The sequence below is a fragment of the Nitrososphaera sp. genome (genome assembly GCA_039938515.1).
In the GTDB taxonomy this organism is placed as follows: Archaea; Thermoproteota; Nitrososphaeria; order Nitrososphaerales; family Nitrososphaeraceae; genus Nitrososphaera.
In genome coordinates this window covers 1-23,182 of sequence record JBDUUL010000016.1, presented here as the reverse complement: position 1 = coordinate 23,182, position 23,182 = coordinate 1, and the positions used below count along the sequence as shown (strand labels likewise).

At 51.8% G+C, this 23,182-nt stretch carries 26 protein-coding genes and 1 tRNA gene; 9 read left to right on the top strand and 18 right to left on the bottom strand.

Annotated features, from left to right (window positions below):
- Positions 1-9: 9 nt before the first annotated feature.
- Positions 10-348 carry a hypothetical protein gene (locus ABI361_10050; protein ID MEO9321005.1) on the bottom strand — a complete coding sequence of 113 codons (339 nt, stop codon included), beginning with the start codon at positions 346-348 and terminating at the stop codon, positions 10-12.
- Positions 349-408: 60 nt separating this feature from the next.
- Entirely contained in the window at positions 409-1,152 is a 744-nt protein-coding gene (locus ABI361_10045; protein ID MEO9321004.1) for a response regulator, read from the bottom strand.
- Positions 1,153-1,354: 202 nt separating this feature from the next.
- On the opposite strand from ABI361_10045, the gene ABI361_10040 reads away from it, so the two are divergent.
- The 4 genes from ABI361_10040 to ABI361_10025 all read left to right on the top strand — a co-directional run bounded on the left by ABI361_10040 (position 1,355) and on the right by ABI361_10025 (position 6,179).
- Positions 1,355-3,505, top strand: coding sequence for a DEAD/DEAH box helicase (locus ABI361_10040; protein ID MEO9321003.1), 2,151 nt, complete (start codon positions 1,355-1,357; stop codon positions 3,503-3,505).
- Between the two features lie 250 nt (positions 3,506-3,755).
- Complete coding sequence (locus tag ABI361_10035; GenBank protein ID MEO9321002.1) at positions 3,756-4,787, top strand: UDP-N-acetylglucosamine-1-phosphate transferase; 1,032 nt, start codon at positions 3,756-3,758, stop codon at positions 4,785-4,787.
- A gap of 1 nt (position 4,788) precedes the next feature.
- Positions 4,789-5,025, top strand: coding sequence for a hypothetical protein (locus tag ABI361_10030; GenBank protein ID MEO9321001.1), 237 nt, complete (start codon positions 4,789-4,791; stop codon positions 5,023-5,025).
- A gap of 179 nt (positions 5,026-5,204) precedes the next feature.
- Positions 5,205-6,179, top strand: coding sequence for a lamin tail domain-containing protein (locus ABI361_10025; protein MEO9321000.1), 975 nt, complete (start codon positions 5,205-5,207; stop codon positions 6,177-6,179).
- 123 nt (positions 6,180-6,302) lie between these two features.
- On the opposite strand, the gene ABI361_10020 is transcribed toward ABI361_10025, so the two are convergent.
- Positions 6,303-6,668, bottom strand: a complete 366-nt coding sequence (locus ABI361_10020; protein ID MEO9320999.1) for a winged helix-turn-helix domain-containing protein — start codon at positions 6,666-6,668, stop codon at positions 6,303-6,305.
- Positions 6,669-6,845: 177 nt separating this feature from the next.
- On the opposite strand from ABI361_10020, the gene ABI361_10015 reads away from it, so the two are divergent.
- Positions 6,846-7,193, top strand: coding sequence for a P-II family nitrogen regulator (locus ABI361_10015; GenBank protein ID MEO9320998.1), 348 nt, complete (start codon positions 6,846-6,848; stop codon positions 7,191-7,193).
- Here the strand turns inward: ABI361_10015 and ABI361_10010 are convergent, their stop codons facing one another.
- On the bottom strand, positions 7,194-8,630 hold the full coding sequence (locus ABI361_10010) for a DUF87 domain-containing protein (protein MEO9320997.1): 1,437 nt from the start codon (positions 8,628-8,630) through the stop codon (positions 7,194-7,196).
- The gene (locus ABI361_10005; protein MEO9320996.1) at positions 8,627-9,634 is read right to left on the bottom strand and encodes a DNA double-strand break repair nuclease NurA; all 1,008 of its coding nucleotides are present in this window, start codon (positions 9,632-9,634) and stop codon (positions 8,627-8,629) included. The genes ABI361_10010 and ABI361_10005 overlap by 4 nt, the downstream gene beginning before the upstream one ends.
- A gap of 103 nt (positions 9,635-9,737) precedes the next feature.
- Here ABI361_10005 and ABI361_10000 point away from each other — a divergent pair, with 103 nt between their 5' ends.
- Positions 9,738-10,226 carry a hypothetical protein gene (locus ABI361_10000; protein MEO9320995.1) on the top strand — a complete coding sequence of 163 codons (489 nt, stop codon included), beginning with the start codon at positions 9,738-9,740 and terminating at the stop codon, positions 10,224-10,226.
- Here the strand turns inward: ABI361_10000 and ABI361_09995 are convergent.
- The 4 genes from ABI361_09995 to gatE all read right to left on the bottom strand — a co-directional run bounded on the left by ABI361_09995 (position 10,198) and on the right by gatE (position 13,776).
- A complete protein-coding gene (locus ABI361_09995; protein ID MEO9320994.1) occupies positions 10,198-10,755 on the bottom strand; it encodes a hypothetical protein in 558 nt (185 codons plus the stop codon). The genes ABI361_10000 and ABI361_09995 overlap by 29 nt on opposite strands.
- Positions 10,756-10,819: 64 nt before the next feature.
- Positions 10,820-11,458, bottom strand: coding sequence for a CPBP family intramembrane glutamic endopeptidase (locus tag ABI361_09990; GenBank protein MEO9320993.1), 639 nt, complete (start codon positions 11,456-11,458; stop codon positions 10,820-10,822).
- Positions 11,459-11,533: 75 nt separating this feature from the next.
- Positions 11,534-11,860: a hypothetical protein gene (locus ABI361_09985; protein MEO9320992.1), complete on the bottom strand. Its 327-nt coding sequence runs from the start codon at positions 11,858-11,860 to the stop codon at positions 11,534-11,536.
- A 2-nt stretch (positions 11,861-11,862) separates the two neighbouring features.
- The gene (gene gatE / locus ABI361_09980) at positions 11,863-13,776 is read right to left on the bottom strand and encodes a Glu-tRNA(Gln) amidotransferase subunit GatE (GenBank protein MEO9320991.1); all 1,914 of its coding nucleotides are present in this window, start codon (positions 13,774-13,776) and stop codon (positions 11,863-11,865) included.
- A gap of 216 nt (positions 13,777-13,992) precedes the next feature.
- Between gatE and ABI361_09975 the strand changes: the two genes are divergently transcribed.
- Positions 13,993-15,207: a trypsin-like peptidase domain-containing protein gene (locus ABI361_09975; protein ID MEO9320990.1), complete on the top strand. Its 1,215-nt coding sequence runs from the start codon at positions 13,993-13,995 to the stop codon at positions 15,205-15,207.
- Between the two features lie 33 nt (positions 15,208-15,240).
- Here ABI361_09975 and gatD read toward each other — a convergent pair whose 3' ends face one another.
- The 3 genes from gatD to ABI361_09960 all read right to left on the bottom strand — a co-directional run bounded on the left by gatD (position 15,241) and on the right by ABI361_09960 (position 17,807).
- Entirely contained in the window at positions 15,241-16,593 is a 1,353-nt protein-coding gene (gene gatD, locus ABI361_09970) for a Glu-tRNA(Gln) amidotransferase subunit GatD (GenBank protein ID MEO9320989.1), read from the bottom strand.
- A gap of 119 nt (positions 16,594-16,712) precedes the next feature.
- Complete coding sequence (locus ABI361_09965) at positions 16,713-17,060, bottom strand: hypothetical protein (protein MEO9320988.1); 348 nt, start codon at positions 17,058-17,060, stop codon at positions 16,713-16,715.
- Between the two features lie 216 nt (positions 17,061-17,276).
- The gene (locus tag ABI361_09960) at positions 17,277-17,807 is read right to left on the bottom strand and encodes a nicotinamide-nucleotide adenylyltransferase (GenBank protein ID MEO9320987.1); all 531 of its coding nucleotides are present in this window, start codon (positions 17,805-17,807) and stop codon (positions 17,277-17,279) included.
- A 109-nt stretch (positions 17,808-17,916) separates the two neighbouring features.
- On the opposite strand from ABI361_09960, the gene rtcA reads away from it, so the two are divergent.
- Positions 17,917-18,984, top strand: a complete 1,068-nt coding sequence (gene rtcA / locus ABI361_09955; protein MEO9320986.1) for an RNA 3'-terminal phosphate cyclase — start codon at positions 17,917-17,919, stop codon at positions 18,982-18,984.
- On the opposite strand, the gene ABI361_09950 is transcribed toward rtcA, so the two are convergent.
- A complete protein-coding gene (locus ABI361_09950) occupies positions 18,981-19,478 on the bottom strand; it encodes a CopD family protein (GenBank protein MEO9320985.1) in 498 nt (165 codons plus the stop codon). The two genes, rtcA and ABI361_09950, sit on opposite strands and share 4 nt — an antisense overlap.
- Positions 19,479-19,573: 95 nt before the next feature.
- Between ABI361_09950 and ABI361_09945 the strand changes: the two genes are divergently transcribed.
- Positions 19,574-20,077 carry a hypothetical protein gene (locus ABI361_09945; protein MEO9320984.1) on the top strand — a complete coding sequence of 168 codons (504 nt, stop codon included), beginning with the start codon at positions 19,574-19,576 and terminating at the stop codon, positions 20,075-20,077.
- Between the two features lie 36 nt (positions 20,078-20,113).
- Here ABI361_09945 and ABI361_09940 read toward each other — a convergent pair.
- From ABI361_09940 to ABI361_09920, 5 genes are all read right to left on the bottom strand, one after another.
- Positions 20,114-20,204 (bottom strand) — tRNA-Gly (locus ABI361_09940).
- 53 nt (positions 20,205-20,257) lie between these two features.
- Positions 20,258-20,821 carry a hypothetical protein gene (locus tag ABI361_09935; GenBank protein MEO9320983.1) on the bottom strand — a complete coding sequence of 188 codons (564 nt, stop codon included), beginning with the start codon at positions 20,819-20,821 and terminating at the stop codon, positions 20,258-20,260.
- Entirely contained in the window at positions 20,822-21,148 is a 327-nt protein-coding gene (locus ABI361_09930) for a hypothetical protein (protein ID MEO9320982.1), read from the bottom strand.
- Positions 21,149-21,176: 28 nt separating this feature from the next.
- On the bottom strand, positions 21,177-22,643 hold the full coding sequence (locus ABI361_09925) for a UbiD family decarboxylase (GenBank protein MEO9320981.1): 1,467 nt from the start codon (positions 22,641-22,643) through the stop codon (positions 21,177-21,179).
- Positions 22,591-22,995 carry a hypothetical protein gene (locus ABI361_09920; protein ID MEO9320980.1) on the bottom strand — a complete coding sequence of 135 codons (405 nt, stop codon included), beginning with the start codon at positions 22,993-22,995 and terminating at the stop codon, positions 22,591-22,593. The genes ABI361_09925 and ABI361_09920 overlap by 53 nt, the downstream gene beginning before the upstream one ends.
- Between the last annotated feature and the right edge of the window lie 187 nt (positions 22,996-23,182).

Here is a 23,182-nt window from a genome sequence, read left to right as displayed (position 1 = left end):
ACCGTTGGCTCATCCAATCAGCTCTACGGACAAGACTTTTGCAACCTGCTTTCTTACCTTTCCGTATTTGCCAGAGTTCTTCAAAGGCACGTGATGTCCACACAAGCTGCATTTTGCTCTCCTGGTGCTGCTGAGGTCGAGCTTGTAAAGCGGGAGCATCTTGCAGCAGTTACATCTGTAGTGGGTTGCAAACATGCGTTGGATGGGTGACATACTCCCAAAGGAAATACCATATTCTTCACATGCCCTGGAGGTAGCGTCAGTCAAGATTTGATTAAGGCGTCGGTCCTGTGAGGTTTCGTGATCATCAAAGTCTGGGGGACCGTCAATCCATGTCGCGGTAGCCATGACCGTTTTGAAAATTTATAGTAATTAAGTATCGCTCATTGAGGGACTACTGATTAGCCGCTAAGTTTTCCTTTTGGACAGCGAACCCATTACTGCTTGAATGAACGCTTCCCTGCTGATTGGCTTTTTGACTATCTGGGACATCCCGATCTCAGGGTACAAGCTCAATACCTCTCGCGCACCGTCAAGTGAAGACACAAACAGAAACTTGCAATCCTTGTTTAGCACCCTGAAGATCTGGTAGAGCTGCAGTCCGTTTACTTCTGGAATCTTTATGTCCAGAACTGCCAGTTCCATGTCTCTATTCCGATCAGCAAAGGCCTTCAGGGCCTCGAACGGGTCTGAAAACGCCTTCGCAGGACAAACCCCGTTAAGAAACGACTGAAAAGTGAATGCGACGTCCGGCTCGTCGTCGACGATAATGACCTGGCCCACCCGCTCTCTCCAGCCGCCTGTCCTGGCTTGGGAGGGTGATGGGGATCCAGGATTGATCTCGGACCTGGCAGCGCCCTTTCTCCACTCGAGCGCAGCGGTTTCCTGTGCTTTTTTCACAAGGCGCATCTCTTTAAATGAGTCTGGATCGAGCAAGACACCTCCGACCACTCTTCCTGCCTGAGTGACAATGACATCCATGTCGACCTCGACCCAGCCCAGGGCATCGAGCAGTTCAAGATATCGCTTGCAGACGGCAAAGTTGAGGCCCGCCTTTGTTGCAAGGTTTGTCTTCTTGAGCGGACCATCCTCAGAGAGGATGTCTAAAATGCGCTTGATAACCTTGAACGAAAAAGAGCCAAACTTGGTCACACTTTACATTCATTGGGTCTTATATATGAGAATTCTGTGGACGGCGAAAATCATAGGCTCGTTTGCATAAAGGCACCAAAAACACCTAGATGACGGCAGGATGGACATCAGCGCTCGCCCTCCGACACGGACTGATGCATGCTTGCTGAAACGCAAAGCAATAAAGCCCGCGCTAGCGTGTCATGAACCCTCTCTACCCGCAATGTCTTCCAATCATCTTGAGCTTCTTGCTAGCCGCCTCCTCAAACTGCTGGGCTATGATTCGTTCTACCCTCCGCAAAAAGCGGCGATCGACGCTGGCGTCATGACTGGCCAGAACGTTCTCCTGACCACCCCTACTGCCAGCGGCAAAACACTTGTCGCAATGCTTGCTATCGCAAGCGTCCTAGCAAAGCGTCAAAAGTGCGTGTACCTTACGCCTCTGCGGGCCCTGGCTTCTGAGAAATTTGAAGAGCTCCGAAGGCTTGAAGACCTACTCGGGGACACGGGACGCATCAGAACCGCAGTTTCTACAGGGGACTACGACTCCACCGGCAGGGAACTTGCCGGAGCCGACGTTATCGTGATAACGAACGAAAAGATGGATTCATTATTCCGCCATGGCGCTGAGTGGCTGGGCCAGGTTGGCCTGTTCATCTCGGACGAGGTACATCTTATTTCAGACAGGGAACGCGGTCCCACTCTGGAAATGATGCTGACTCGGATACGCGAGAGATACCCCCAAGCGCAGCTGATCGCTCTGTCAGCGACAGTGGCAAATAGCTCCGAGATTGCTGATTGGCTGGGCTGCAAGCCTGTCGAAAGCAAGTGGCGCCCGACAAAACTGATAGAGGGTGTTTTCGATTACGATTCAATAAGAACAAACGATGGAAAGGGAGCGAGAACGATTCGCGTTCCGAGATCCGGCGCGGCTGCAGCCATCGACGTCGCTCTGCAATCCCTAAGCGATGGCGGCCAGGCACTCATATTTGCCGAGACACGAAAAAGGGCAGTCTCTATCGCGGTAAAGGCTTCCGATGCGGTCTTTGCCAGCATGTCAGATGAGGGACGCAAAGCAGCTGGGGAGCTTTCATCGAAAATATTGCGCACTGACGAGGGGACGGAAACCACCAAGGTTCTTTCCGAACTTGCGAGAAAGGGCGTAGGATTTCATCACGCCGGACTCGGGCAGCATAGCAGACAGCTGATCGAAGATGCATTCAAGTCAGGCACGGTCCGGCTCTTGACCGCGACGCCGACCCTGGCAGCAGGCGTGAATCTTCCAGCTAGGCGAGTGGTTCTGGCAAGCGTGCTGCGATACGACTCCGAGTACGGGGGAAGCACACCAATCAGCGTCCTTGAATACAAGCAGCTCTCCGGCAGGGCTGGCAGGCCGAAATACGATACTTTTGGCGAGTCGATAATCGTCTCGGAGCAAAGCGGAATAAGTGCCGACGAGCTGTACGATCACTATGTCCTGGGGGAGCCGGAGCCGCTAAAGTCTAGGCTTTCAAGCGAAAAAGCCGTACGATTCCACTTACTGTCTACTATTGCCTCAGATCCTGGCTTAAAGCACGGCGAGATCCTCGGTTTTTTCTCCAAGACCCTCCTGGCGCAGCAGAGTAGCAGTTCCGTCATTGAGTTCAAACTTTCCGGCGCTCTTGAATTCTTGGAAAAAGAGCGCTTGATACTTTTGCGAAACCAGAGGTTCATCGCAACCGAGTTTGGCAAAAGAGTTTCCCAGCTTTACATCGACCCCCTGACGGCAGTCAATTTCAGGGAAGCTCTGGATCGACTACCCCGCAACAATGGTGACAGGCACACTCTCGGATTTCTGCACCTTATCTCCAATTGCAGCGATTTTTATCCGAAACTTGCCCTGAGGAAAAAAGACTACGAGATGGTATCACAGCTGCTTGAATCGAAAGGCACCGAACTGTTTTATTCATTAAGCGAATATGAGTCGTCAAGGAGTTTTTGGGCGCTTGCCCAGTGGCTCGACGAGGCCAGCGAAGCGGCTATTGGCGAATCGACTGGCATTGAGCCGGGAGACCTTCATAGGATAGTCGAAGTCAGCAGGTGGCTGTCCTCCGCCCTTTATGAAGTGGCAAAAATCAGCGGTCGCGAGGATTTACTCGGAGAGATTGGGAACCTCCGAACGCGAATCAGGTACGGTGTCGGTGAAGAACTTTTGCCCCTGGTATCGCTTGAAGAGGTGGGAAGAGTTCGAGCCCGTGCGCTTTTCAGGGCCGGATATACTGACGTGAGCAAACTCGCAAAGAGTTCAGAATCCAAAATAGCTGCCATCGACAAGATAGGACCAGCGGTTGCGAAAAAGATAAAGGATCAGCTAAAACAGCGCCAAGGAGGTTAAGTCCCGGGTATCAGTCCTTCATTCAGACGGCCGGGCCATGCCGCAATTAATCCTGACAATGTTCAGTAAAGGCTAAGAAACGGTGGAATAAACCCCTAAGAAGTGAGCTATCAGGCGAGATATCCTCCCCGTCCTTCCATTTCTTTGAATGCAGAAATAACAACTGCCAAAATTGCTGCTTGCAATATCGGGTTTTGCGCCCCTTTTGATGTCCCAAAAGATCAATTAATCAATCGGTCAAAGGCATAGGTTGGTTGAAACGATGCCTGTTGGCACGCTGACCTTGATAGAAGTAGTGGCCTACGCCCTCATCGCAGCAGCAATTTCATTCGGGGCGACGTTCTTGGTAATGCCGCGGTTCATCCGCTACCTTGTCGCGCATGGGCGGACGGTTCAGGACTATCACAAAAAATCAAAGCCACTCGTTCCAAGGCCAGCTGGGCCTGTCCTGATGCTTGCGGTTGGGTTGTCGGAGGCATTCATCTTCGCTGTCACATCAAACACCACAGTTCTGGCAATCCTCCTCTCTACCACTATCGCGTTTCTGGTCGGCTATGTCGATGATCGTAGGGTTATGCCGGGCTGGTTCAAGCCCGTTGCGCTGCTGGCAGCGGCGATCCCGATGATAGTACTACAGGCTCACGGTGACGATCTTAACCTCATTTTTGGCCACGCCTTCATCCCGCTTCTCTACATTCCCCTGATACTCGTAATAATTCCTATAACCGGCAACACCATCAATTCCATAGATGTCCTAAACGGCGTCGCTTCGGGTTTTGTGATTATTGCGTCTATCCCGCTATTGGTAAGCATTGCGTTATTCGGAAATACCGTCGTCCTGGTCGCCGCTGTTCCGCTTTTGGCCGTGTCGATCGCATTCTACAAGTACCATAAATTTCCGAGCAAAATATTCCCGGGCGACTCTGGAACCCTGCTGCTCGGTGTGCTTTATGGTGCACTGGCAATCGCCGGTAAGTCAGAAATAATCGGCGTGATTGCCTTGCTGCCTGCGGTAATGAACTCCTTTCTCTTCCTGGCAAGCGTAAAGAAGGTCGTTGAACATCGGGAAGTTGAAAGGCCCACAATGCTTCTTGAGGATTACCGTCTTGCTGCAACAAAGTCAAAGAATGCGCCTGCCACCCTTGTTCGGTTGATTCTGGCCGACGGTCCGCTTGACGAGAAAACCATAGGCCGGAAAATATTTGGTCTTGCCGCATTTTCCTCGGGGCTTGCGTTCATTTCCATTGTGCTTCAAAGCATCTTTGTGGGGGTTTCTAACTGAATTGGGATTAGTAAGCTTGGCCATTTTCATAACAGGGATGTGGCTTGTCGTTCTGGCAGTCGTGGCATTCCTGGTGGCGTTTGTCACTCCTATCGACGGGACGCTTACGAAGGCAAACTTTAGTAGGTTTGAAATCTCGATCATTCAGGCCGGCATAGCCGTAGTCGCGGTTCTTGCCGCAATTCTTGTTCTAAGCAGGATGAAGCGCCTGTATCTTCGGATAAAGCTGCGCAATTGAACTGAACTTGTTGATAGAGCCGGACTTCATAATCGTTATTATTCGACGCGCAGACATATCGATGTAAACGAGTTATGAACCTGCATGGCGCTCGGTCGGGATTAACGGCGGTGCTGCTGGCCGCCTTGACTTTCTCGCTAACATTTGCCAATGTGGGTTCCATTGGAACCAGCTCCCAAATGGGGATATCACCTATAGCAACCGCTAGCGCTTCATCCCAGTTCGGAGGCAGCCAGTTTGGCGTGCCCCTGCTTTCAGCCTCACCGAGCAACCCTGCCGTAGCGCCTTTCCTTGACCGGCCTGCTGTGGCCGTGGCGAATCAGTCAAGAGGGCAGGACATTAGGATCAACGAAGTCGAACTGAATCCCCCAGGTAGCGGTAGCCCATGGATTGAATTGTACAACCCTACGTCAAGGACAGTTTCGCTTGCTAATTACACGATGCAAACCATTAACTCGACCCTATTGTTTGCACAGAGCCCGTCATTGGCGCCCGGAGGCTTTTATGTCCAGTTCATTCCAAGAAACCAAGTTTCAAACATTGCCGACATGATGAGGCTCTCCAATTCTTCGGGTGCAATTGTGAGCAAGACACCTCTGTTGATTGACAGGTTCCATGATGCGAGAACATGGCAGGCCGTTCCTGACGGATCAGATGAATGGGAGTTTGCCAACCAAACAATGGGCCGATCAAATGGGCCCTCGGTGCTTGCAAATTCCAGCAATCCTGCAATTCCCTCCACTGTGGCAGGAAACCCTCCTTCAAACTCCACCGCCTTATGCAGCGGCTCCGCAGGATGTGCTGTCGGGACGATAATCAGAGTAGCCGGACCTAACTCGCTATACCTGCAGCTTAACAATACTATCTACAAGGTTCAGCTCGCGCTCGTCTCCAGTTCAACAGTCCCCAATCAGGGGGGAAGGAGCGAGTCCGCAGTTTCAATCTTGGAGACATATTGCCTAGGGAACAGCGCGCTCATAGACCAAGATGATGGCAATCCTACCAGTGGAGACAGCATAGTTGCTGCAGTCTACTGTTCTGGGCTAAGCATGAATGAGCAACTGCTTCATTCCGGTTCTGCTCTTCTTGACAAGTCACAGTGCAGTGTTAGTGAGTTTGCCACTAGGGACTGGGCAAAGTTAGCCGGCTGCTAAAGAAAGCCCTCTGCGTCTGGAATATCCGCGCTAGGACCAGAGAGTTAGCCCAGCGAATGTTCCCAAACGTCGTGGGCTGTAGCATCGGTAGAGTTCAGCGCCAACAGGGATTTGTGCTCTGGCTCAGACGAACACAAGCGGATCGAGTAGTTCTGTTCCGGCGCGCTTGGCAGTTTTTGATGTGGATGGGATCAGCGACTTTATCTGCGCGCAACAGTGGATAAACTTGAGCCCCTTCTCTGTTGTCTTGTAGACCGGATTGTCGTCCATGTCCCGGGATTCGCCGATCAGACTTTGTGAGAGAAGAGAATTGAAGTAAAAACTCATTTGTTCGGAGCTAAGGTTGGCCTTTGACATTATGTGGGTCTTTTTTACCCCTCCAACTGCTGATACTAAAACGTCGAAAATTATGTCCAGTTTGCTGCGGTTCTTCAGCCTGCTCTGAAGGTCTTGGTCGATGCTACTCATGAGCATGGAATCAACGCCCATGTCCTTATCAGTAGATCGGTGTTTTGTTCTAAAACCCCTTTCCAGAATTGACGGGTTTACGTTACCTTGTGAGCGTATTTTATGATAATTTCATGCCAGCAAGCCATAGCACATAATCTGAACAGCAAGAGCGGATTTATTGAAAACCTTATATTGTAATTTCTGTGAACACGGAATATGAAGCGAATTGAGGCCATCATCGCCGCCGAAAAGACAAACGCTGTAAATGAGGCTCTCAAAAGGGCAGGGGTTGGGGGCGCAACTATACTCGATGCTAAAGGAAGGGGTAAAGGCGAAAAGCCGCGGGTAGCCAGCGGGAGGGGCACGGAGCGAGTTCCGGCGGAATTTTCTGCTCGAGCCAATGTTATGACAGTTGTCGATGATTCGGATGTTGACAAGGTTATCAAGGCAATACTGGACACGATAAGCACTGGCTCCCCTGGTGATGGCAAGATATTTGTGTCGTCGATCTCCGAGGCCATCGACATAGGCTCAAAGAAGCGCGGACAAGTCGCACTGGTCTAGTCAGCTCTTCCTGCTGAAAAACCTCTTCGTTTCGCCCAGCGTCATAACCTCGACAGGCGATACCTTGAGGACGATGGGGAGATCCGAAAACGCCTTCCCTATCGCAAGGCACTGCCTCTGTGGCAGGGTGCGGACAATGGACTTTAGCGTGTCGCTGTCGACCAGCGAAATCCTCGCCACCTTGTCGAGGTCATTGTCATTCGTAAAGTTGAAGAGGAAGATATTGTCGACCTGCCTGTAAATGCCATCGCTGATGGCATCCGGCTGGTTTGTAACAAATGTTGTATAGACTCCAAAGTGGCGCATCCGAGTAATAATGTCCTCCCAGTAGGTATCCCTGATGTAGAGATGCGCTTCCTCCGCGAAAAGAAAAATTGGGCTAATCAGCTTTCGTTCCAGCAGGTCAACTATTTTACCCAAAACCAGCTCCACAACAATCCTTCTGACGACGCCCGGGGCTTCTGCCATGCTTATTACAAGCGCCCTCCCATCGGAGGAAATTGCGTCCTCGAAGCGAAATGAACCCGAGTCGGTGAAGAGACGCGAAGCCTGAATAATGTGCATCCTCGATACTAGGGCGTCTCTAACAAGCTCGTTGAGGTTCCATGTGTTCACCGCGTTTGACAGCGCATCGATTCCAAGCGAGCCTTTATTTTCAAGCCAGTCCCAGATTCTAAAAAATTCTCTCAGAGATGCGGGAGGCGTATCAAGAGAGTTCCTAAGAATTCCTGAAACCGCTGCCTTGCCGCAATAGTTTAGCGAGAAAGCAAGTTTCTTTCCCGGCTCAAGTACCATTATCTTGTCATGCACGACAGACGGGCTTCCGTCCCTGTTCAATGCTAGGCCTCCATACTCATTATTCAAGTCAAAAACAATCACGGTTGCCCCGTACTGGACTAGCGTTTTTACCAGCACCTTTGAAAGGTGCGATTTGCCTGACTCCTTCTTGCCTGTTATGATAGTCAGCCTGCCGTCTAGGTCCTCCGCGAACACCTCGAAAGGCTCGTCACCGGACTTGCCAACGGGGATCGGGTAGATGCCTGTCCTACCTAGAATCTGGGCAAGCTCTCGCGTCCGGAGCTTTCTAACCGTCGAGTCTACCCTTGAGGGCAGCCATGAACCACCTGACGAAAGTTTGCCTTCCGCAATGTAGCCCCTGATTTTCGTCTTGACAATCCTCGCGTCACGAATTAGTTTTGCAATGCGGCCAATGTTCAGTGGATCGTAGACGTTCTCCGTGCTAGACGCGCGAATAATCTCTTCCTTAACAATGTCCTCAGTAAGGGCCTGGGAAGACAAGTATTCTTCATCATAAGCCTGAACCACCATCGACCGGCCATCCTCCTCGATCAAGAGGTATTCGCCCTTGGGTGTCTGGTCGTCGTCTTTCATTGCGAGAAACAACACCTCGTTGCCATTCTTTGAAAGTATTTTCAAACGTGCATCGACCCCAAAAGGCTTGCCCGCAAATCGTGGGAAGCAAGTTCCACGACGCCGAACCTCTTCACCAGGTAGCTTCGCAGGCAGGTGATTTCGTTAGCCGAGAAAGTCGATATATGGTGTGCAAGTCTTAGCGACTCGGGATACCCCCCATGAACCTGATCGTTTCCAAGTAGCAGAGAAAGTGCTTCGGCCCCGCCACTCGCAACATCCGCCCGGAGGACAGGGCACCTCTCCTCTCCTAATGTGACCATGAAATTATCACCATAGGAACTTTTAACCAGGGCCCTCACCAGCGAAGTGACATCCATGCAAGCAGCTGTGGGTACACTGCAGAGCAAAGAAGAGGCTCTCTCTAGGACCCTGAACTTTGTGCTCTTGCTCAGGCCGATGAGAAGGTTTCCTGCAAGCGCGCAGTTTTCAACGATTTCAGTAAGACGATTCTGCCTACCCTCAAACTGAGACGGCCTAAGCGACCCGTCCACCAGTATAATCGCCCGGCTAAGAGATTTTGATAGCTCATTCTGAACTGAACGCTCGGTCCTTATCCTTACAAATCGCTCGACACGTTCCGAATCGGCGAGCAGCAGCCTCACGAGCTTGTCCTCTATGCCTGCTTCAGACAACGCATGCTCATTGATGTAAAATAGAAAAGGTCCTATCCTTTTATGCAAAAGCGAGCTGCCCGCATAGGAGATTGCTACGCCGCATTTTACGGCACATACATAACCGTCCTCGCTATCTGCGACTTTTATGCAACTAGAATCAACTGCCGCGACCGCCATTGGCTGTTTTCTGGCCCGCAGCGTTACAATCGGACGCTGGATGGAATCCAAATGCGAGATCCCCCAGCCCTCGATGGGCACCATGTTCTTGTCCTCCTGACTGAATACCACCTTTTTGCCTCGCAGGGCACCAAGCTTGTCTGAAATGCAGAGCGCAACTGACTCACCTAGCAGTGGATGCTGCAGAAACGGAATCGATGAAATCTGAGCGGCCATGTTGTTCAACAACAACTGCGGGCACAACTATATTAATATTGTGCAACATGCGCAATATGGTCAGCAACAAATTTATCAATAGACAGCCGTAATGCGTCAACGATTGGCCGGTAATCAGCCCATCGACGAGGTTCGCGTGAAATTGCGTCACCGGGACTGGGAGGTCGAAATCGCATGTTCGGAATCGCGGCTACGTGATGTCGTCTCAAAGGTGCTCTCGACTCTCGATGAATCGGCTAAACGGTGGACCGATGAAGGTCTGGAGGAGCAGCTGCGGCAGATTAGAGCAGAGATGGACGAACTGAAGAAGAACGCCATGCAACAGCGGGTAGTGCCCGAGTCTGCCGACCGACAGAGGATCGCAAAAACCAGCAGCATGACGTGCAGAGGCCTGCTAGAGCAGCTATGGACCGAGTCGTATCTCTCAGAGGAGCGATCTCTATCAGAGGTTCATGAAGAGCTTGGGCGGAGAGGCTACAACTATGACAAGACTGCTGTCTCTCACTCACTCGCTGATATGGTCCGCGAGGGTATTCTCACGCGAACTGGGACAATGAGAAATTTCAGGTACCTGCAGAAGCGTCCGCCATAGGAGTGTTCTTCCAGGCTTTTGTTCCTACCTTTTTTGAAATCGTCGAATGTAGCCAGCGGATGCCCGAGGTGGTAATCCGGTACCTACTGGTTTCCGCGCTGTCCCGCTCCACGTGAGAGCTTTTCAGCATTTCTGATATCCTGGAGCTTATGGACTTGGGGTTAAGGGCTGTTGCAGAATGGATTTCCGATACCTGCATTGCATCGCTGGCTGCTTTGCCTAGATCTTTTGCAATCTTTGCTCCTACAAGCTGCAGAGCTACAACCTCCTTGTCTGATAGTTTTGCGTCCGAGTCGTTTATTACCCGCGGTCCCTCCGGCGTAATCTTGACAAGGCTCGAGTAAGTATCAATCAGCTCTGTAACAGAGTAGTTGAGGGAAATTCTTCTTGCAAGGTCGAGGCCGGGCACTTCTTTTGACAAAAAGCTGACGATCGAGGCCAAGACGGACTCGGCGCCGCCATTGAATTGTATGCGGACATCGCCAACCGTTATTGACGCCGTAACGAGGTCATTGTGTTGCTGAGTCATTTGGCCACTTCATCCTTGAACATCCGCAATCATACAATTTATCTTGGGAATATACCTTACTCGACTAGGTCGATTCTGTAGTCAGGGGTTGCCTTTCCCTGCTGTTCCTCAGCCTGTATAACACATAAGTAGCCGCGGTCAGACCCACCGAAGCAGCGATGCTTCCAGCCGTCGCCTCGATTGTGGGATCAAAAATCGTGCATGAGAACTCGCCAGAATTGCATCCGGCCTCAAAGAAAATCACATTCCAGGCGGAGTGAACGATTACGGCGAACCATCCCCTGCCCGTGGCCCAGGTCCGCAGGCTGAAAAACAGCGATGGTGTGACAAACAACAGATTGCCAAAGGCTAGGTGCGCAGCGTCAAATGAGTTGGAGTTGAAAACATGGAGTATGGCCCAGAACGAACCCGTAAGCAAGAGAAGGTAATTGCTACCCACCACGTAGTATGGAATCCCGAAGAACAGCGATTCCTCTATAGGTCCCGCAGTCAGAACGCCTGACAGGGAGTGCGGAAGTGACGGTTCCTGGTGGCTCGGGAAGGCATATTCGATAGCGGCGCTTCCACCAATCAAGAGCGCAATGCCTATTCCGTGATAGAAAAGGAGCATCTCAAAAAGGTAACCAACTGAGCGCCTGCGGTATTTCGAGAGCCAGGATTTAGGATTAAAGTCGGCCTTTTCGTCCTCAAATCTGCCCCCCACAGCTGCTCGAATTGAGCATTCAACTTGCAATTAAATTCTACCCTTCAAGAAATTATCGGGCTGCAATCCGGATGGCTACCCCCAGTCATTCATTGCAGTCACATATTCGCGAAGCAGTGAAGATGCACTCTCGGGTATCGAGTTGGATTTCGAATAATCTCTGATGCATCTTACAAAGAGCTCTAGGGGGCTGGGAGCGCCTTCTATTGCCATCATGTCAGCGTCGCACTCTATTGCTATTTTCTCAGCCTCTCGGTCGTATGCCTTTGCGAGGGCAGCAGAAATCGTGCGGATTAGATCTGCTGCTACACCACGTTCGGCGAGCTGCCTGACAAGTGTAGACAGGTTTACAGAGATAGAGTCCGCATAAATCTCTCTGATTGACTTGGGCTTGTGCGACATCGCTAATTGCTTACCATGCCGGAAATCTTTTCTTTTAGCATCAAGTTGATGCGCTGCCCGTCCGCCTTCCCGCGCAGTTCTGCCATTGCCCTTCCCATGACGGCGCTCAGGGCCCCTAGCCCCTTGGATTTTACAACCTCTATGTTTTCGTCAATGATTCTGTCAAGCGCCGATGACAGTTCGTTCTCGGACAAGGATTTTGCTCCCACTTTTGAAATGGCTTCCTGCACTGTGCTGGCCTTACCGCCAAGAACCACCTCAAATATCTGAATTACCGACTCCTTTGCTATCTGCCCTTGGCTGAGTTTTGTAAAGACCTCGAGAATCATGTCGTTTGTCAATGCTGAGACGTCGTAGCCTTTTCGTCTCAAGCTGGTGAGGTCCTCGGTCAGCTTGGATGCAGCAAAAGTCGGGTTGACGCCGGTTGTTGCTACGAGTTTGTCAAACAAATCCATGAAATCCGAATCGAGCAGCTGATTTGACAGCTTGCTGTTGAGCGAATACTTGGCAGAAATGGCTTTTACAAGCTCGTCCCATGGCAGGGGGACTTTTCCTGCCAACTCGCTCAGCAGGTGGTCGCTTATTCGCACCGGCGGGATGTCGGTCTCCGGATACATCCTAGCCGAGCCGGGCCGCGGACGGAGGTACGTCGTCTGGCCGTCGGAAGTTGCAGCACGCGTTTCAGCTGTCACACCGGAAAACGCCGCTTCCAGCCTCTGCCTGATGGCAAATAAGGCCAGATCCAAGCTGTCCGAGGGTCCGCCGACAATTACGAATGCGTCGCCTGGCCCAAGTTTTAGCACTTCTCTGACGGCGTCGACTTGCCTCTGGTCTATTCCATAATTTGGAAGCTCATCCGAGTGAAAGACTCCGCTTAATCTATAGTACCCGACAAGCTTGCCCAGCTCCCTCCCTAACCGGACGCCGGGAAACGGCTCAAAGCCAAGCATACCTGCAAACCCTTCAGCGCGCATCGCCTTGAAAACCGAATTGCCGGATTCTAGAATCTTCCTGACTATCTTCGAGTCAGAGTCAGCAAAGATTTTGGTTACGTCAATAACGGAATATCTATCACCCGCAGAGCCGGCCGGAATTCTTTTGCGCAGTTCGTTTGCAATCAGTACAAGCCCGTATTGCCTTTGCGCTTCGAACTCGATTACGGGCACGAGCTGGTCGAGTTGTTGAACACCCTTCACTTCTACTACAGGTCCTCCGAGTATCGAAACATTGACATCCTGCCTGATGGTGCCGAGACCCCTTCCGACTCTTTTGCTTGCACGCAGCAGCCTCCCAAGCGTAAGTGCTACATGTTTGATCTCTTCCGGCATTCCGGAGACCGGCTCGAGTGCGATTTCTACTAGAGGCACCCCGAGGCGATCCAGCCCGTACTTGCGGCCTGTCTTGTCATCGGAAATAAGCTTCGATGCGTCCTCTTCAAGGCATATGCTCTGTATTCCCACCTTTTTCTCTCCGACCAAAAGCTCTCCGCCCGTCGCAACAAGCATGGTCCTCTGAAACCCCGAAGTGTTCGAGCCGTCAATCACTATCTTCCTCATGACATGAATTTCGTCCATGATTCGAGAGCGAAGCGCAAGTGAGAATATGAGTGTCGATTCTAGCGCGGTCTTGTTTATTTCGCATGGCGGCTCTTCATCGGCCTCGACAAGACAGCTTGATCTGTGCGCGGCGGCATATTCTGTGGTGCGCATTCGGCTTGACTCAAAGAGCGCAGCAGGGTCGAACCCTCCCATTTCGCTGCGAGAAGGCCTGAGCTTTCTGTCAAATGTAACGTAGTATTGGTTCAACGCATCCTCGCACGAGCACTTGCAGAAAAGCTTGGTATCAGCTGCCAGCTGCTGATGAATCTCAAATCCCACTTTTAGCTGAAGGTCAGCCGGATCCGGGAGGGTTCCCAATAGCCGCAAATCGCTCGGTTGGTCGTATTAACCATTCCTCGCCGGAGGCGTCGATTGAATGGATGAAGCGTTCGCGACAGGATGCGAATAACTGGCTTTACGAAGCAGAATTTTGTTTAGCCAAGGTGCAACGTAAATCAAAATAAAACACCCTACCGGTACTGCCTTGTGTAACTGATAAGTGCGTTAGATGCAGTGACCTTCCTGTTGCGCTTCTTGTCCAGCCGTCAAAGTTTGATTTCACTTACGATAGTGGCCATCATTTCGTCCTCCATTGGCATTTCATCGCTTGGCATGCATGGTCCTAACGGCGGGATGGCGCTTGCCCAGCAGTCTTCAAATGCAACCCAATTGGCGCAGGTTCCCTCGACTGAAGCCAAGATTAGTTTTGCGCAAGTGTTTGTAAACTCTGAGCCATCCGTGGTTCAGGTCACATCGAGCAGCCCGACGTCAAGCGACCCCCTCGCGACTTCCCTGGGGTCAGGGTTCGTCTATGACACCTCAGGCCACATCATAACTAATTATCACGTGATTTCCGGTCAGAGCGGCATTGTGCATATAACATTCACTGACGGGACTGTATACAACGCTAAGGTAGCCGCCTCGGATCCGTATTCAGACATTGCAGTGCTCCAGGTGCAAAACATCTCAAGTTCCAAGCTGGTGCCGCTGCAACTTGCAAACTCTTCCCAGCTTGTGGTAGGCGAGCCGTTGGCTGCAATTGGAAACCCTTACGGCCTGTCGGGATCGATGTCTGAAGGAATAGTGAGCGGACTCCACAGGGTTATTCCGGAGCAGTCGCAGGCTCAGAACCAGAGCTTCTTTGACCAGTCATCCCCTCCAAGCTACATGATTCCAGACAATATTCAAACCGACGCGGCAATAAACCCGGGCAATTCCGGCGGCCCTCTATTGGACGGCACTGGTAAGGTCGTGGGAATGAATACCGCAATCTACTCCACTTCAGGAGCCTTTCAGGGTGTGGGGTTCGCCCTGGCCTCCAACACGATAAGCAGGGTGGTTCAGCAGCTATTTGCCACGGGGAATTACCAGCACCCGTGGGTAGGCGTATCGGGGATGGACATGACCCCTGAGCTAGCAGCCGCCCTTGGTCTTAAGGATCCACGCGGATTTCTTGTCGAGGGTGTGACCTCTGGAAGTCCGGCAGCCGCCGCCGGAATCAAAGGATCACAGGCCTCCGGCGGGTCACAGCCGCTTGCGTCCGGGTCTGCCAATAGCCTTCCGACCGGAGGCGACCTGATCCTGGGGATCGATAACCAAAAAGTAAGCAAGCTCGATGACCTTCTGACTTATCTTGAAGAACATACGAAGGTAGGCGACACGGTCCACCTAGATGTTCTCCGCGATGGCAAACACGTTGATATTCCGCTCACCCTGGGCGCCCGACCGTCAGTCACTCCGGCATCGTGAGTACAAGGGGAAAAACTCGTGGGCGTATCTTTGTCAGATTTCAATCGTGTCTGACATCTCGAAGGCAAGGTTCTGAGTCATTGCCTCTTTAAACTCGTCCTGGCTGCTGGAATTTGCAAGCGCCCACATTGCTTTTGTCAGCGCGGTCTCCGAAATCATATCCGAGAGCGGGATGACTCCTATTTCAAGCAGGTCCCGGCCTGTGTCGTAAACTGTCATCCTGACTCTTCCCCAGATGCACTGTGATGTCATGAAGACTGCCACTCCGCCGGCTATCGCGCGCCGAATTGATTCAAAGGTACTTCTGCTCACATGGCCCAGGCCGGTTCCTTCGAGAATCAACGCCCTGTGTCCCGCAGCAACAAGATTTTCTATAATCGAGGGCTCAAATCCCGGATAGTACTTGAGGAGAGAGACGCGCGGATCAAAACGCGGGTTTGCAACAAACACGTTAGAAATTCTGAACTGGCTGTCGAACCTTGCCCGCCATTCGCCGGACACGGTTATTTCTGTGCCTCTCACCAGGGCAACAGGCTCTGCGTCAATAGATTCGAAGGCGTCGCGCCTGCTTGTATGATTTTTCCTCACCCTGGTTCCCATATGGCAGGCAATGACCTGGTCCGAAAGGTCCGCATGCATTGCTACAAAGACTCCCGGCGTCTTCGATTTTGCGGCAAAGGTAGCCGCACCCTGAAGGTTAAGGGCCGCGTCAGAGGATGGCCTGTCCGATGACCTTTGCGCGCCAACAAGAACAACGGGAATGGGGACGCCTCGCAGAGCAAAACTAAGCGCGGAAGCCGTGTAATGCATGGTGTCCGTTCCATGGGCTATCACGATGCCAGCGAAGCTACCCGCACGAACCTTTTCAGTAACTGCCCCAGCAATACCCGTCCAGTGGGCTGGAGTGAGGTTTTCGCTGTATTCGCTAAAGAGAACCGTAGGCTCTATCTGTGCCACCTTGTCTAGCTCCGGCACGGACTCGTACAGTTCTTGGGCGCTGAGCGCGGGCCTGACCGCGCCGGTCCTATAATCGACCTTACTCGCAATCGTCCCGCCGGTACTTAGAAGCGAGATCTTTGGAAGCTCGTTTGACACGAATCCGGACCTTGTCTCTCCCCTCTGAACTGAGGGGGCATGCTGTTGCGAATCTTCAGTATCTTGCCTGATAATCGATTTTATTTTTGCCACCTCAACACCCGCGTTATAGCCGCTCCTGAGTTTAATTACGACATAATCACCGGCTGCAGACTCGTATCTGGGCATCAGGATGCCCTCGAGCCGCGCGTCCTGTTCGACAATCGTGACCTTGTCGCCAACTTTTGCGCCAGCTGCGGCTAGTAGCTGAGCTGTCTGCCCCTTGTAGCCTCCTGACTCCCGAAATGACACGTTGAGTCCGGAAATGGATCAGAGTATATTAAGATAGGCGCTAGGCCTTCGTGCCGTTGTATCTTTATCAACGAGCTCGGCCTGGGAGTCTCGCCTGCACTGTGCTCCTGCGAAACAAGCTAGAGCGGCTTTGTTATCTCGATATTGCGGGATTCAAGTATTTTCAGAATTGCTTTTTCGATGTCAAGCTCTGAAATTTGACCAAAGTCCCAGGCATCAATAAAACTGCGGAAATCCTTTTCCAGGACCTTTGCCGTGTCTTGAAACTCTGCCATCTTGTCGAGAGTATCCGGAGATCTGAATCCCTTAGCGACCATAATGGGACATCGTTGATCGCTTCCAAGCGGGATGTACCATGCGTTTTTTGCAAACCTGTACTGCCCGTCTGCCAGCATCGTATACATTCTCATTAGCTCCTCATTGGACAGCTTGTTGAGATCCTCATACCATGCTGCCTCTTCAAACAACGCACCTCGAGTGGCCTCATTCTTGGGTTTGCCTGCGCCGAACACTGCGTTCTCTATGGAACACATCATAGAAATATATTTTTTCCCTGTTTGGCATTCGATCGGTTGTTTGTAGGCCGTATAACCAACCGATTCGGCCGCGAGCCCACCCATTCAGGCACCCAGCCTGCCCTGTGACTACTGGGATTCTTTACTAAAAGGCTGGCGACTGTCCAGCTAGTGGCCCATATGGCCCGTATTGCTCAGACTCTTGATTCTGTGCTCACCGTCAAGCTGCCGAATAAAGTCAACTACTTGCTCTGGAACGAGCTCTTGCCAGCTCTCATCGGAGGTAATGCGCCGCCGAACTTCTGTCGCGGACAGGTCCTTTCTGCTTATGAGAGCCGGCTCGTCGACCAGCTTGCCCCGCTCCTGGAAGAGTAATTTTGTAAGCGGATCGTTAGTGAAAACAACGTCATACTTGGGCACGAAAAGGTCTAGGTAGCTCACCCAAAGGTTATGTACGTCGATGTCGGGCACCGGGATAAGCAAAAGCCGTCGCCAGTCAAATCCTTCCTCGGCATCGAGGGAAGCCTTTATCATGCTTATCCGCTCGCCAGCGGTAAAGGGGTTACGCCACTCGTGGCTCTTCTGGGCGCTTCCGACGACGATTACCAAGCGGTCAACCTTTTCGAGCGAATACCTGGCGCTGGCAAGGTGACCATTGTGGAACGGCTGGAACCTTCCAACAAACAGGCCGGTGCGCAATGATTTGCCTGCACCAGACTAGTAATTTAAATTAAATTTATTTTGTGTCATTTGAAAGAAAGACAGTGGTACGTCGTCCGCCTTTGAGTGAAACTGGCCTGGTGGTATATTGAGGGAAGTAATCACTGTAGACGGGTCTATCGGCGAAGGCGGCGGCCAGATACTCCGCACGTCGGTTTCCCTCTCCATAATTCTCGGGACTCCTCTTGTCGTTGAAAAAATTAGATCAGGACGGCCAAACCCCGGTCTGAGGCCCCAGCACCTATCGGCCATCAAGCTGCTGGCAGAGCTGTTTTCTGCAAAGGTCGAGAATCTTCAGGTGGGCTCTGAATGGATTCGTTTCGAGCCTCCCGACTCGCCTTCTTTTGAGCCCATCGGCGATACAGCTGACATTGGTACCGCAGGAAGCATCCCCCTTGTCCTGATGACCATCGTGCCTGCAGTTGCTTTGACGCGCAACAGGGCATCACTGCGTATTATCGGAGGCACAGATGTCAGAGCCAGCCCAACTATCGATTACATTCGCCATGTTGTCCGGCCAGCCTACCGTGCGATTGGACTGGAATTTTCCGTGCAGGTGGAACGGAGGGGGTACTATCCAAAGGGCGGCGGTATTGTGTCCGTGGATATCTTTCCATGCAAGCAGGTCCTGCCCTTTGAGCTTCCAGCATTCCGTCAACCCCCACCCAAAATCATCAGCGTATGCAGTGACCTCCCAAAGCACGTGGCAGACAGACAGATCGCTGCTGCGCTCGCAGCAATTGAAAGAGCGGGATTGAGCGCGCACACGTGCACATCCTCGATAGAAACAGCACGCTCGCCCGGTTCGTCTGTCTTGGTATACTCATCAGATGAGCCCGGCGTGTTTTGCGGCGGAGACTGCATCGGGGAACTTGGCAAGCGCGCAGAGGAGGTCGGAAGGGAAGCCGCGCAGGCATTTCTGGACACTATAGATTGCCGAGCGGCAGTCGACTCCCACCTCGCAGACATGCTTGTCCTGCCTCTCTCACTAGCTACAGGCAAGTCCGCTGTCAGGACTCCTCGGAGGACTCCTCATCTGCTTACAAATCTCCACGTAGCCGCTGCCCTCACGGGGTGCAAATATTCACTGCATGCCGATTCAGACAGGCCTGGGGATGTTGTTGAAATTGTGCCTGTGCAACAGGGTATTTCCTAAAGCGCGCCGCTGCGCAGCATGGCTGCGAGCAGGAGGATAGCTACGGAAAGAATTACTATTACGCGACCAAGATGGATTATCTTCGAACGGACGGACTGTACGTACACGTTTCCGCCGTAGCCGGACATTATCTTTTGTTCAAGTTTTGCGTCCAAAATCTTGATGTGGACGATGTACGTGACAATCGTCGCCAGTACAAGCGCTATCTTTACGAGCAAAATTTCACCGTATGCGGAGCCGAGCAATCCTGATGGTTCGCCTATAAACGCACGCGAGTTGTAGATGCCGGTCGCAACGAGGATGGCAAAAGCGGGGATGGTAATCTTGTTAAACCGCCTGCCGACTTTTACCATCAATGCAACAAGCTCCTCGGTGCTCCGAGTGTAGGTCTTCAGAACGGGCACCAGCACGGCTCCTATGAAAATGGAACCTCCGACCCAGATAGATGCGCAAATCAGATGCACCCAGAGAACAAGTGCATCCGCAAGCGCCATTTCTTCGCGTTTCGCGTTCTCGATATATTATCGATGCTGCAACTGCTAATTTCCAGAAACATTTTAATCCGCTGCACGAAGAGGTAAGGCGAAGTTTGATAATAGGTCCAAGGCGGGCCGCCTTGATTGCGTCTATTGCGGCAGTCGGTCTCACGATTGTTCTTTACCCGCTTATCGTTGAAACGCCCATTGACGTCAACAAATTCGACATTACCCTGACAGGCATTTCGGCAAGCGTTGACCCGAACAACGATCAGAACCTCATCTTGAAGCCAACTTTTACGGTAACCAACCACAACGACCGGACTCTTACAACTTCAAAAATAGACTATGACATCATGGCAAACGGAACCAAGGTGGCGAGCGGAAGCCTCTCGTACGAGGATGTGCCCCTGAATGGCCGCCCTGCGTTGTTTACCGATTCGTCAATACCCGTCACGGATTCGACGACAATGCAGTATTCAGACTCCAACGCTGCACTTTTCAAGGCTATCCGGGCCAACTCTACGAGCCTGAACTGGAGCGTCCAGGGTAGCACGGACATCGAGTCAGGTACGACGCTCGTTTCAAAGACCTTCAGCTCGAATCTTCAGAAATGATTTGACAGCAGGAATGGTCCGCACCCTAAACATAGGTGCGGTCACCGGGATTTGAACCCGGGTTACGGGCTGACCTCGCACGACGCATGGAAGGCCAGTGTCCTAGACCAAACTAGACGATGACCGCTTTCGAATATGCCGAGCTGGTTATGGATATTAAATCTTTGTCAGCCCGAGGGCTCAGTCAGGAAATATTACGTTTAGGAGCATGTCAACTGCCCTGTTCTGCGCCTTGCGCTTGTAGTACTCTGTGCCTTTCTTCGGCGCGTCAGCCGCCCTGTCTGCTTCAATTTCCTGAAGAGGTCTCTGGTCCAGGGACCCGTAGAACTGCACCTTGATGCCCTTTAGTTTGGAGATTACTGTAGAATTAAAGACATCCTGGAGCCAGTATGATGCTATAAAGTATATGAAAGGCGGGTTGGGCTTTGACTGGATTATGCTGTGGACGTTTTCAATCGCCTGTCCAACGCTCTGCGATTCGGTATCTGCAGCTACTATTTTTTCATCGATCCCTCCACTTGCAAGCATTCGCTTTATGGGCTCTACCATGTTGGCGTCTGCCACCAGCACGACCATGCTCTTGTTGGCGTCCGGTTTTGACTTGACAACCATGGTATACGTTTCGATGCAGGTCTGAATCCGCCGGATGATGTATTCCGGAAGGGCGCCAGCATCAGACGAGTGAGGCCTGAACTGCGCGTAGAGGATAATCAGGTTTCCGTCGGTGAACCTGAATTCGGACATTTAGAACCACGTTGCAACTTTCTTTGGCGCACAAATCTGCCTTTCAAGTTCATCCAGACGCTGGAGCGATTCCGGGCTCTTTTGCAAATCCCGGAACTGCTTGTCGTGCCTAATTTTTCTCACCACTGCCATTACTTCTTCCATAGTAACGCCATGTTTGATATCGTATTCAATTTGCTTGCCGCAACTCGAGACTGTGCTATATTTTTTGTAATTCCTTTTCTCAAAAGATGAAGCGTCAGGCGAAAGCCCCTTTACAAACCTAAGAATGACTTTTTCAACGTGCTCCAAATGCCAGTCTCTCATAGCAAAGTTGTTGGGCTTCATAGCCCCAGTCTTTACTTAGCAAGGATATTTATTCTCTTGTCGAGTGGTTTTTCCTCGCGGGGAAATATCGTTCTATACGGATCCCAGCCTGGTTTGGAATCCTGGCGATCTCGAATCGCTCTTTGGGCTTGAGCAGCGTTGCGGTCGCGTCTATGCCTATTTTGGTAGTCAAGAGGTTGGCCTGATCGCTTGAAGGATCCAAGCTCGAACCTTTCGCTCCGGGTACCGTCACAATGTCCCTGTCGGCCTGGCATCTGGTAGCAACGGCGTACTCCACGGCCACTGCGCTGGTAGGGTCGATGTCATGGTCTACGATCGTGACCATCTTGAGGGAGGGATGAGACGAGAATGCGGCCAGGATGGCATTCTTTGGCTCGCCTTCGAGCCTCTTTTCGATCTGGACGACCGCCGAGAGCCAGTTGCAGCCGCCGTCAGTAAGATGCACGGACTTGGTGTTCGGTACCGTTGCTTTGATTTGGTCGTACATCTTGGACTCGACCGGCATCCCCATCAGCAGTCGGTGCTCCAAGTAACCCGGCAAGATGTCGTAATAAATCGCGTTGTCGCGGTAAAGGATCCTTTCAAGCTCGAAAACTGGCTGTTGTCTCTTGAAATCATAAGTCCGCAGCATTTCGACCATCCATTCCTCGTGAGTCTGGTCGTGCAGGATTCTGCCCTCAAGAACAATCTCTGAGCTGGCCGGAACCATGAGACCAGAGCTGGCCAGTTTTTTCGCATAAAGTCGGCCGTCCAGAAGTGCATTGGCAATTTGCATCTCATCAGTGCCGTAGCTTGCCTGGTAGGCCGATGCGATTGTGATGGCCGGGTGCAGCCCGATACAGACTGCAACGCGGAGATCCTGGCCGTGCTCCTTTGCGTAGGTGAAGCACTTGTGAAGGTGCCTTCCCTCGACCATCCTGATTGCCATGTGCTTGCTGTCGAGGTACAGCATCCGGTGTACGGACGAGTTTTGATTTCCTCTCTCCTCATCTCTTACGAATACGGAAGAAGAAGTAATGAAGGCCCCTGCGTCTTTCTCAAAGTGGGTGACAATTGGCAGGTCAGCCAGATTTTTAGAAGTATTGGTTTCAAAAGGGGCTTCAGACGTGATCTCTGTTGGTGCCGACAGATGACCAAGCGCATAAGCGACCCTCTGATGAATCAGGCGCTTGACTTCTGTCCGCGGCATAGAACTTTCGGTCGCACCTTTTGAGTCGATTGACAGGAGAAATCTGTAAGGCGTGCCGCAGCCATTACAGGCCACGAGCATGCTGCTTTCCTTGACCTTCCGGAACATGACAGCCTCGCGACCTTCCATCTCAGCGACTGCGGCGGCAAGTTCAAACTTGGTGCTTATCTCCGTCTCAGTCTCGAGAAGCTCGCCCTTTTCACGCAGGACTTGAAGAAAACCCCTCAGATCAGCTGCCGCACCGGAGGGTGAATTATCCTTCGATGTCTTTATGTTTGCTCTGTCCCAATTCTGTCGCTCCTTCAACCGAGGCCCTTCCACCAAGTACCCTCATTATCTCTCCCATAATTGCTTTCATATCCTCTAGTTCAAGTTGCGCCTTTGAGTGGAGCGAAACAATGGAGATTCCATTTGTCATCAACGCAATCTTTTCCGTGACAGTATTGACAAACACTGCATTAAGCTTGCTTGGTATGACCTTGGCGGTGTTCGCCCTGTTGGAAGAGGAAATAGAGACGGAGAGCGCGCCTATTCTGGGCTCGCCCTCGGAAATCATGACGAAAATCCCATTTGGGTAGAACAAAAACTGGGTAAGAAATTCCCTCCCAAGATCGCTGCTAACCTTGGTGGTTAGCATAGGCTCCGGGACGTGGTCCAATTTTCAGGATCAGCGAGTTCTGACAGCGATGGGCTTGGGTGGAACCTTGAGTTCCTGCTTCTTGTTCTTTGCCCTCAGCTTTGCCTTGTACTTTAGGTTCCTCGGCTTTGTCCTAAGTCTATAGCCGCAGCACGGGCACCATAGGCCATCCCACTTTATGAATATCTCGCATATCTGGCAGCGCTTT